This window comes from Pareuzebyella sediminis (assembly GCF_008367235.1).
Lineage (GTDB): Bacteria > Bacteroidota > Bacteroidia > Flavobacteriales > Flavobacteriaceae > Pareuzebyella > Pareuzebyella sediminis.
In genome coordinates, this window is record NZ_VTZS01000011.1 from 1 (window position 1) to 11078 (window position 11078).

Genomic DNA, 11078 nt, shown 5'->3' on the forward strand with positions numbered 1-11078 from the left:
GCTGTTCCTGTTCAACATAAGCGGGGGGCTCAACATCGGCTATGCCTACGAGACCTCCGTCCAAAACCCGATCAATGGCCTGGACAACAACACCCATGAACTTTTCATGAGGCTCCGGATGTAGTTGCGGATATGGGCCATATGAAGACCCTAAAAAACCTGCGTGGAAAAGGTATTCCGAAATAAAGGTTATTTGTAGGAACTACCTTCGAGTTGTGCAATATTATTCATATACACGAGTTTATAATAACTAGTACTACGGACGTAATGGGGGGCGGCCGTACCCAAAATAATTTCGGTACGAGGGGGCATGTGATGTCCACCAAAAAAGAACGAACCTATGAACTATAATCTCCAATCCTACGAGGCCGTCTATCTGATTGACGATGAACATACGACCAACTTCCTACATAAGGTGCTTTTGAAAAAGTCAGGGCTGGAAGCGGACGTAAAGACCTATATGAACCCCGAACTTGCCCTAGTACAACTTACCAAGGACCTATTGGCGATAAGGGGCAAGATTCTTGTTTTGCTCGACATCAACATGCCGGAAATGACAGGTTTCGAGTTCCTGCGCTCGGCAGGAAAGCTGCTCCATGCAAAGGGAAAGATCGAAGTTCTGATGGTCACCTCTTCGATAGACCCCATGGACAGGGAAAGAGCCTATCGAGATCCTCTAGTGCTCGGATATTTCGAAAAGCCCCTTAAGGTTTCTCAACTGACCGATTTTCTTGATTCACGGGAAAGGCCGCCGGTTAGCCCTGCGATTATGAAGAAACCGATATCTGAATGAAGCTTATATTCAAGGAAAAGGCTCCGGGAACGGGGAGTATCAAGACGGTAACCCTGTGCTGTATGACGTTCACGATCTTGGCCATTCTCCTTGAGGTCTTTATCATCGAGGATTATTTGGCCCAGTATGAGGGGGACGCGCGTACCATGAACCTTGCCGGAAGACAGCTGAGCTTGGCCCGGGAAATCGTAAAGAACCTTTACGGAGTGGACGAGAATCCCGCCCTTTTGGAGAGTGTCAGGGGGGATGCCCGGCGATGGGACAGCATCCATCGGTTTTTACGTACGGATTTAGGGGCACTGGATACCGAGTTCATTAAGACCCCGGTCAGGGACAGCCTCTTTGCCGCTATAGAGCCCTACCGTTTAAACTTACTGAATTGGGCCATGGGGGATAGTATCCCACAGAAGGTCGCAAAGGGTTATGCCTCACTGCAGAAATGGGAAGGCGGATTTACTGATGGGATGACCCATCTTGTCGACCTTTACCAGAAGGAGTCCGACCTTGCACGTGCAAGGTTGCGCCACATCGTGATGGTCTTCTCCTTTTTCTTTATCCTCATGATATTGGTCCTATACTTTTTTCTTGTCGAGCCAATAATTCGGTCCATGAGAATGCTCATTGAGGAACAGAAGGAGCAGTATCGGAACCTGAGTTCAATTTTGGAAAATACTGACGACCTGATTTGGTCGGTCAACAGGGACTATTCCCTGAGGACCTGTAATAGTGCTTATAGGGACCGGACCGCGCATGAAAAGGGCCGGGGTCCGGAGCTGGGGGAGTCGGTCCTCTCCCATTTGGAAGGGGAGGCCACCCTAAATGACAGAGAGCTATATGACAGGGCGTTCCGCGGAGAGACCTTCAAGGTTGATCTGGAACTGTCGGTAGACGGGTGTGCTACGTACCATGAACTTTCGTTCAACCCGATCCACGGCGAGGACGGTGTTGTGATAGGGTGTAATGTATTTCGAAGAGATGAGACCGAGCGTATAGAGACCATTCAGAAACTGGACCGTAGCAGAAGGAACCTCCGCGAGGCCCAGCGTATCGCCCGTATCGGCAATTGGAACTGGGACATGGCGAGCGACGAGCTAATATGGTCGGAATGCCTATACGACGTGTTTGGCAAGGACCATCATACATTCGAAGCAACATATGCGAACCTGATGGAGATTGTCCATCCCGAAGATAGGGAAAGCTATAAGCGGGAGATAGTGAAAAGCCTTGCGGAAAACCTTCCTTTGGACACGGTACACAGGATCCTCTTGCCTGACGGAAGCGTCCGTTACATCCATGAAAGGGCATTGGTTTTCCTCGACGGCGCGGGCGACGCTGTGCGCATGGCCGGAACTTCCCAAGACGTGACCGTCCTGGAAAATGCTAAACAGGAGATAAGGAAGCAGTACGAGGAGCTTCAAAACTTCGTATATATTGTGTCTCACAATGTACGCTCCCCGATAGCTACAATCCAAGGGCTCATGGAGCTTCTCGAAGAAGGGGAGGAGGACAAATCGGAGATTCTGGGGATGATCGGTAGAAAGGTCGATGTCCTAGACGCGACCATCAGGGATCTGAACGACGCCCTTGCGTTGCGGAATGTTTCAAGCAAGTCTTTTAAGCGCATCGGTCTGGCAGGAATATTCGAAAGTATCGAGGAACTTTTGGAGCGGGCTATCACGTCAAGTGGTGCGCAAATATACTACGATTTTGGAGGGACCGCTTCCGTACTCGGCATCCGAAGCTATGTCACCAATATTATGTACAACCTTGTTCTAAATGCCATAGACTATAGGGATGATAATAAGGACCTAAAAATAATAGTTTCCTCTAAGACCGTACCCCATAGCGGGACCGTGGAGGTCTCCATAGCGGATAATGGTATCGGCATGGACCTGGACGCGGAGAGGCGCAAAAAGATATTCGGTATGTACGGCCGCCTCGACGGGCGCAGCGATGGAAAGGGGCTTGGGCTGTTCCTTGTGAAGACACAGGTCGAGGCTCTACAGGGTAAGATTGCTGTCACGAGCAAGAAGGGAAAGGGCACTACCTTTACCGTCACCTTGAAACAGGGAGACACAGAGTGTCCGGTGCACGAAACCGCGAACGGCCAGGATCGATTCCCGCATGTAGGGTCCTGACGGTAATATTTCTAAAAGTAATCTCCAAATAGAGACGACCGAAAACAACCGCACATTCTTTACATAATCGATAAAAATTGATTGTGACGGGTAGTAGGTTCGAACCAAACCCGAGGGATGTGATACCACGCTATATAACCTCTCCCGTATGTATACCCTTACCATTTAGAAACCTGTAATTTGAAGAGGGAAGGCGGCCGAAGAAGTTTCCGAAAAAGATCCAGAAACTTTTCCAATACCCTGAGAAAATCCATATTTACTTGAGGTACGAAAAGATCACTAAATAAAAAGCACTGCCGATTATACCGGCAGTGCAAAAACCAAAAATCGGAACACTTTTTTGTGAAGGTACCCGATCAGGGCACCAATCCCTTACAAAGGTAACTACGTTAGCTTGATTGCCGAACTTTTTGATGTAAAACGGTCACCGAGTGTGGTGTATAAAAAAACCGAATCGCCAAAATACTCTCAAGGTATGAGGTAGCCGACCTCTATAGTTCAGATCATCCATAAAATGCTACCGGTTCCCGAATTTGACCATGTTCGTACTCAACGGACCATCTACTTCAAAAACGGTATGAAGTACATTTTATATCCTTTCATAGGTAAAATGTGAAAACACCACGAAAAAATGTGTGGTTTACGATGTAGGGAGCCAACTTTGTACGCATAAAAATCTTACGTATGAAAACAGTTTTACTGCTCAAAGAAATATATCTGGAAGGTTTCAGGAATATCGGAAACTATATCGTCAGGAATTACTTTAAGGTGTTCACATGGTTTACGATCGTACTTCTTGGGGTCGTAAGTTATGCTTTCCTATATAGATTAGTTACTGGATTCGCCTTCGATTAATCGAGCGACCATGTTTGGTAAAGGCAACAAATGGTTTTTGCTAGTACTAGCGATGTTACTTATCGCCCTTGCTATATTGCTCTACGAATTAGCGGTCAGGGTCTAATTCCTTGGCCCGTATCGCTTTATCGTCGCACGATATATCCGTTATAAAACTATCAATTCAAGCTCGAAGATGAAGCATTTTTTTAAAAAGAATTATGTATCCATATGGTCCAAGTTATCACGGATACAAAAAGCAATCCTTATGAGCATACAGGTCCTATCCCTGTATGGGGCACTTACGAGGCCCGGTTTTTCTGGCTCCTTATCCTTCTGTATCCTTTTAGCGTGCACCGCTACGTTTATATATAGTGTTATGGGTACCCGTGTGGAAAAGTAGGTCCCTGAATCTAAAAAGCCATTATTGGACTTTCTCCATTGGCCGCAACTCAAATCTCTCTCTTTAATAAGAAAGATACAGGTATTTATGATGATAGGGATAATTCTAAAATTACATAAAAAGGAAGAATTAGAAATAGGATGGATTCAGGACTTTCCAACAATGTACTAGAATAAGTCGATGAATGCCATTACGATATTGGTCCGTCAAGCCTATAATACTTTCTGGTCCATAAAATTAAGAACTTTTCGTTCAAAAGGAATGAAATAATAAGCAAAGAGGGTGAGTTTTTTGAGAAATTATATCTCAAAGGAAAAAGACTTACTGGAGGTTATTTTGTAAGCGATGGGATGGGGATTACTACATGGATAGATTCTGAAAATGGGATTTTCATTCTATTGCCAGAATTTTCAGGCAAGATAAAACGTACGAGTATATACAAGTTTTAGAAGATCCTTACTACTACTATTTGCAATAGGCTGACTACAAATACTGTTTGAACAAATTTCCCGAAATACAAAAAATAGACGGGAAAATGCTGGAAAGGTACTATGTTGTGGCAGAACAACGAGTGTTTTTGGCCCGCATACCCAATGCAAGCAAACGGTTGGAGTTTTTCTTGGAAAATAACAAACCGGAAACAGTGGAATGAATCCCCAAAAGCATATGGCCTCCTTTCAAGACATGAGGCCTGAAACCTTGTCTCGTTAATTAAGGAAAACATCTCTTAGGCTACCGCTATAAGATTGATCATTATTATATCATGGTTATTTTGTATCTGGTTTCACTGAAAAAGGAAATTATTTCCCCCTTCGCACGAACTACTTTTTGAATTTGAATACATCTTTTTTTGTAGGAAAATTAATCAAAATTGATATATGTCAATTAGGTGAATGTTTTGATGAAATAACTCAGGTTTTGCTCCGTTGGATAAGTCTATAATAGGAAAAATGCTACAAAATATGGGGTAATTACGTGATAAATTGGATTGAGAATAATTGTCAAAAATTAAATCAGTTTTCATTTTTTGAAGAAGCACGACTAAACCAATCCTGAGAAATTTCACACGCATTTATCGGAATTCCTGAAACGATGAAAAGGGCAAAAAAAAAAAATCCATTTGATTGGACAGGTTTTCCTATGTCCAAACTTTTAAGAACATCACATTAAAATCAATACATAAACCTAAAAACCAAAAATCAACCACTAATGAAAACTCTAATCTATACAAAAGGGATTACCCTCTTTGCCTTTCTTTTTGTACTTGGCATAAAAGGGCTTAAAGCACAATCGAATAGTATTGTAGTCATAGACTCCAGATACTCAACAAAACAAGAAGTTCTGGAGAACTTGCCAGTGGGAGTACCCCTAGTTGAGCTTAATAATACCGAGAATCCGTGGAAAAAAGTTCGTCAATATTTGGAAAAAAACGGAACGGTGAGCACGATTCACCTGTTTGCCAACGCAAATTACAATTCCTTGGAGATAGGTGGGATAGCCTACGATTCGGCCAAAGTAGATGAAGAGCTTGAACTTTCCATGTTGGAAGGAGTCTACCAAGGCACTAATATTCAACTTCTTATTTACGACTGCAATCTTGGATCCAATACAGAAGGACTGGCTTTGCTTAAGAAAATTGGTGACAAGGCTTACTTCAACATTGCAGTTCCCACGAATTGCAGTTCCATTTTTGGGGCCGATTTGGAGTTTGACCATACTACGATGGATCAACCCATATCTCATTCGATATTTAATTAAAATAACCCCCCCATGAGAAATACCATAAAAAAACTTCTTTCATTTTTTTCACTATTCCTGGTATTTGGAGCCGTAATGGCGCAAACGGTGGATATGGAGGTACAACAGGGACCTAATGTAGATGTGATGGTAACGGTGGGATCCGCAAATGTAGATCTTTCCACTTTTGAAGATGACTTGGAACAAGCTATGCACGCAAAGGGAATTCCGTTGGGAAAACTGAGGGTGGAAGCTTTTCAAAGAAGTTCCATTTCATCTGCTCAAGAAGATGCCAGTGACATTTTCAATAGCTGGAACAAAATGAATTTTGATGGTACCGAACCCCCTCAGCACCCATCATACAGCGGTGATTATTTTTCCTTCGATTCTGGCACGAACAGAGTAATCGCGGATTTCGTATCAAGAAATACCTCATTAGGGTGGGGATTTGCCATGTACGATCCTACCGGAGACATTGCGGATGGTTCCATTACGGCAACTTTCGGACTCTCAGAAGAACCCTATTTACATGCCGAGGTGGGATTCATTTTCAGAATGGAGGACAAACAAAATTTTTATGCCTATATCATAGACAACCATACGGGTTGTGGTAATATCATGAATTATGCCCCCAACGATGGATATCCTGCAGAAGGAATAATTAAAGTGGAAAATGGTGTTGTTTCTTTATTGGCATTGAATACCAATAGTGGCGACAACGGTTCTGCCACCTATGGCTGGGATGGTAATCGTACCGATATGTTCGATAGCTATTATAACGGACAGGTCATTGATTTCAAAATTGAAATGGGTGGTGACAACATTAAAGTATTAAGACGAGGTGGTGGCGGTAGTGCCGGTACCAATTGGATTGAAGCTTTTAATTTTGATGACACAAGCCATTCCCAAGGTAGTTACGGTTTTTATGTACACGAACAATCAGGGGCCTATTTCAAGGATATCAATATAGAAAAATTGGAATTACGGGCCTTTAAGGATGTATTGCGCGAACCCCAATGGCGAAACAGTGCCTTGCGTTTCAATGTAAACTTGGACGACCTTGAAGTGGCCGATTTTGACAACGATGCCGATTTGGCCGAAATTTTGATGCGTACCATCAACGAGGACATCCATTACATTGGATGGGGAAAGAATACCAATGAAGCGCAGTTTGAACGTTTCATTGCCCAGAACAACAATCAAGGAACCTTTGTTAATAGGGATAGTGGTAGTTGGTCCACATGGATTGACGATATGGCCCAATACATTTACGAACAGTATCAATTCGGGACCATTACCGATGGGGAAATTTTCTTCACCGACCGATCCGTGGAAATAGAAGTAACCCCCACAGAATTGAAGACGAATACCGCCAATGCAAGTTATCCTAACGGTAGATGGAAAATTACCCATGACGAAACCTATTTTGATAATTCTGAAGGCAGGGTTTCATGGAGCGGTATCTACCTTGATGATTTACCTGAAACTTATGATAAAGTGGGTAAATATACCTTCACTTTTGAAGATCTTCCAACGGCGCCTACGATACTATATTTTCATAGAAGGCCCATTGCAGGTTTTACCTATAGTGCAGATACCGGATTTATCAATAACACCTCTTATGATTTGGATGGAGGTGCCAACAACGGTATTGCCCAATCCGAATGGAAATGGAAACCGGTGGATGCAGCTTCTACTGATGATTGGACATTGGGACAATTTGACAAAAGCTCGGTTGGCGATGGTGAATACTTGATTATGCTGAAAGTCCAGGATCACCAAGGTACATGGAGTAGCCCTGCCAGTATTTTTGTGGAAAAAACATCTGCATCGGGTGGATCTACGGATTTACCAATTGCACAGTTCAATATTCTTCCCGATCAACTTAATACATATACGGGCAATATGACCATTGTCATCGAAGATAATTCCGTTGATCCCTATGGTAGAACCTTATCAAACCAGGAATGGATCGTTACCCAACGCACCTATGATAGTAACGGGGATCCTTCAGATACGGAGATTTACAATGCTTCGACACCAATGACTGATTTTTCAACCTATAATGACCTGTCCGCTGATTACATCATCAGTCTTAGAACACAGACCGATACAGGGGTTTGGTCCGAACCTTTCTATCGCAAATTGACCATTGTTGATGACGATACGCTGCCAACGATCACAGCGAATCCAGCAAGTGGTAGTTTAGGTACGGATACGGATATTCAATTGGTTTTTTCCGATGAAAACGGTGGAAGTGGTTTTGACGTACAGCGTTTTGCCAAAGTGCAAAGTGCCACACCTCCAGCTACGGACAATGCCGCATGGAGCTCCTGGAGCAACAGCCAGTCTAAAACAATAACATTTAATATAGGTGGTTCCGGATGGTATATCCATGCAGAGGTGACAGATAATGCTGGTAATCTGGGTACGGCTACCTTTGGACCTTATGATGTTACTTTGGTAGTAACAGCCGATGATGATTTGGCCATCTTGGACGAAGACACCGTTTCCGACCCAATTGATGTACTCTATAACGATGTATATGATACCAACGTTACCCCAACCGTAACCATCACCGCACAAGGGACAAAAGGGAATGCCCTGGTCAATGGCAGCAATCAAGTAGTGTACACACCAAATGCCAATGAAAATGGTACGGATACCATTACCTATGAGTTGGATGACCAAGGCCAAAAAGTCACGGCCAATATTACCCTTTCCATTTTACCAAAGGATGATTTGCCCGTAGCCAACGCCAATAGCTTCAATTTGGATGAAAATGCCACCTTGAACGAGGATGTTTCGACCAATGATATTGAAGTGGATGGTGACGATTTGGTATATCATCTGGTCACGAATCCATCTCATGATACATCGTTTACTTTCAATGCCGATGGTACATTCTCTTACGGGCATGATGGCGATGAGTCCGGTACGGATAGCTTTACCTATAATTTTGAAGATGCCGTTAATTTCTCTGAAACCGTTACGGTCACATTGAACATCACCAATGTGAACGATACACCCGAAGGAGGGAATATTACCCTAGAAGTAGTTCAGGATTCAGGGTACAGTTTCAAAACTGCTGATTTTACCTTCTCTGATGTTGATCCTGGTGACATATTTAATGGTATCCAAGTAATCACGCTTCCAACGAAGGGTACTTTGGAATACAATGGCGCTCCGGTTGAAGCAAATGATATGATCGATGACGTAACTCTACTTGTCTATACCACGGCAAATGGAGAATACGGTGAAGATTATACTTCTTTCTCCTTCAAAGTTAAGGATGGGGATAATGCCTTGAGCGCAGCTACCTACACCTCTAGCATGAATGCCGCTCAAGATACCGATGGGGATGGCATACCTAATGAAGACGACGAGGACGATGACGGAGATGGCACACCGGATACGGACGATGCCTTCCCGTTGGACGAAAACGAGGACACGGATACCGATGGGGACGGAACGGGAGACAATGCCGATACCGACGATGATGGGGATGGTACTCCAGACACTGATGACGCCTTTCCATTAGACCCTTCAGAGGACACCGATACCGATGGTGACGGGACAGGAGACAACGCCGATACCGATGACGACGGGGACGGAACCCCCGATACGGACGATGCCTTCCCGTTGGACGAAAACGAGGATACGGATACCGATGGTGATGGAACGGGCGACAATGCCGATACCGATGACGACGGGGACGGCACCCCCGATACGGACGATGCCTTTCCATTGGACCCTTCAGAGGACACGGATACCGATGGTGACGGAACGGGCGACAACGCCGATACCGATGACGACGGGGACGGAACCCCTGATACGGACGATGCCTTCCCGTTGGACGAAAACGAGGATACGGATACCGATGGTGACGGAACGGGCGACAACGCCGATACCGATGACGACGGGGACGGTACCCCCGATACGGACGATGCCTTCCCGTTGGACGATAGCGAGGACACCGATACCGATGGGGACGGAACCGGTGACAATGCCGATACCGATGACGACGGGGACGGAACCCCAGATGTTGACGATGCCTTCCCGTTGGACGAAAACGAGGATACGGATACCGATGGTGACGGAACCGGGGACAACGCCGATACCGATGACGACGGGGACGGAACCCCCGATACGGACGATGCCTTCCCTAAGGATGAAAACGAGGACACCGATACCGATGGTGACGGAACCGGGGACAACGCCGATACCGATGACGACGGGGACGGTACCCCCGATACGGACGATGCCTTCCCTAAGGATGAAAACGAGGATACCGATACCGATGGCGACGGAACGGGCGATAACGCCGATACCGATGACGATAATGACGGTACCCCCGATACGGAAGATGCTTTCCCGTTGGATGATTCCGAAGATACGGATACCGATAACGACGGGACAGGAGACAATGCCGATACCGATGATGACGGAGATGGAAGCCCAGACTCCGAGGATGCCTTTCCTAAGGATGAAAACGAGGACACCGATACCGATGGTGACGGAACGGGCGACAACGCCGATACCGATGACGACAATGACGGTACCCCAGACACTGAGGATGCCTTCCCTAAGGATGATTCCGAGGATACCGATACCGACGGCGACGGAACGGGCGACAATGCTGATGCTGATGCCGATAATGATGGAACTCCTGATGATGAGGACGCCTTCCCGTATGATCCAAATGAAGATTCCGATATTGATGGCGATGGTATAGGGGATAATTCCGATACCGACGATGACAACGATGGAATGACCGATACCGATACCGACGGAGACGGCCTAGGTGACAATGTCGACAATGATGATGACAACGATGGTATACCGGACGATGAAGACGATTTCCCAAATAATGCATCAGAGACCATCGATACAGATAAAGATGGAATAGGTGATAATGCGGATTCCGATGATGATGGCGATGGGTATTCCGATGAGGTCGAGATATCGGAAGGAACCGACTCGCTCGATGAAGAAAGTACTCCTTTGGATACGGATCAAGATGGGATTCCAGATAGTATGGACAATGACGACGACAACGACGGGGTACCCGACGGGGAGGACGACTTCCCTAGGGACGATGAACCTTCGCTTGTACCCGCTGAGGCCTTTACGCCGAACGGCGACGGGAACAACGACGCCTGGATCATACCCG

The 11078-nt window shown here is 45.5% G+C and carries 5 protein-coding genes; all 5 read left to right on the top strand.

The annotated features are described in order from the left end of the window. The first annotated feature begins 340 nt into the window (after positions 1–340). Positions 341–793 (top strand): response regulator, encoded by a 453-nt coding sequence (locus F2B13_RS20105; RefSeq protein WP_149277764.1) that lies wholly within the window; start codon positions 341–343, stop codon positions 791–793. Next, positions 790–2931: a sensor histidine kinase gene (locus F2B13_RS20110; protein ID WP_149304989.1), complete on the top strand. Its 2142-nt coding sequence runs from the start codon at positions 790–792 to the stop codon at positions 2929–2931. The genes F2B13_RS20105 and F2B13_RS20110 overlap by 4 nt, the downstream gene beginning before the upstream one ends. 684 nt (positions 2932–3615) lie before the next feature. Next, positions 3616–3786 carry a DUF6747 family protein gene (locus tag F2B13_RS20570; RefSeq protein ID WP_198439930.1) on the top strand — a complete coding sequence of 57 codons (171 nt, stop codon included), beginning with the start codon at positions 3616–3618 and terminating at the stop codon, positions 3784–3786. 1591 nt (positions 3787–5377) lie between these two features. Continuing rightward, positions 5378–5926 (top strand): DUF4347 domain-containing protein, encoded by a 549-nt coding sequence (locus F2B13_RS20115; RefSeq protein WP_149277762.1) that lies wholly within the window; start codon positions 5378–5380, stop codon positions 5924–5926. A gap of 12 nt (positions 5927–5938) precedes the next feature. Further along, positions 5939–11078 (top strand): Ig-like domain-containing protein (locus tag F2B13_RS20575; protein ID WP_198440178.1); only part of this gene is annotated, 5140 nt, incomplete at its 3' end.

Bases quoted from the DNA above. Each gene is read 5' to 3' on its own strand.
- F2B13_RS20105 (WP_149277764.1), top strand. From the start codon at position 341: ATGAACTATAATCTCCAATCCTACGAGGCCGTCTATCTGATTGACGAT.
- F2B13_RS20110 (WP_149304989.1), top strand. From the start codon at position 790: ATGAAGCTTATATTCAAGGAAAAGGCTCCGGGAACGGGGAGTATCAAG.
- F2B13_RS20570 (WP_198439930.1), top strand. From the start codon at position 3,616: ATGAAAACAGTTTTACTGCTCAAAGAAATATATCTGGAAGGTTTCAGG.
- F2B13_RS20115 (WP_149277762.1), top strand. From the start codon at position 5,378: ATGAAAACTCTAATCTATACAAAAGGGATTACCCTCTTTGCCTTTCTT.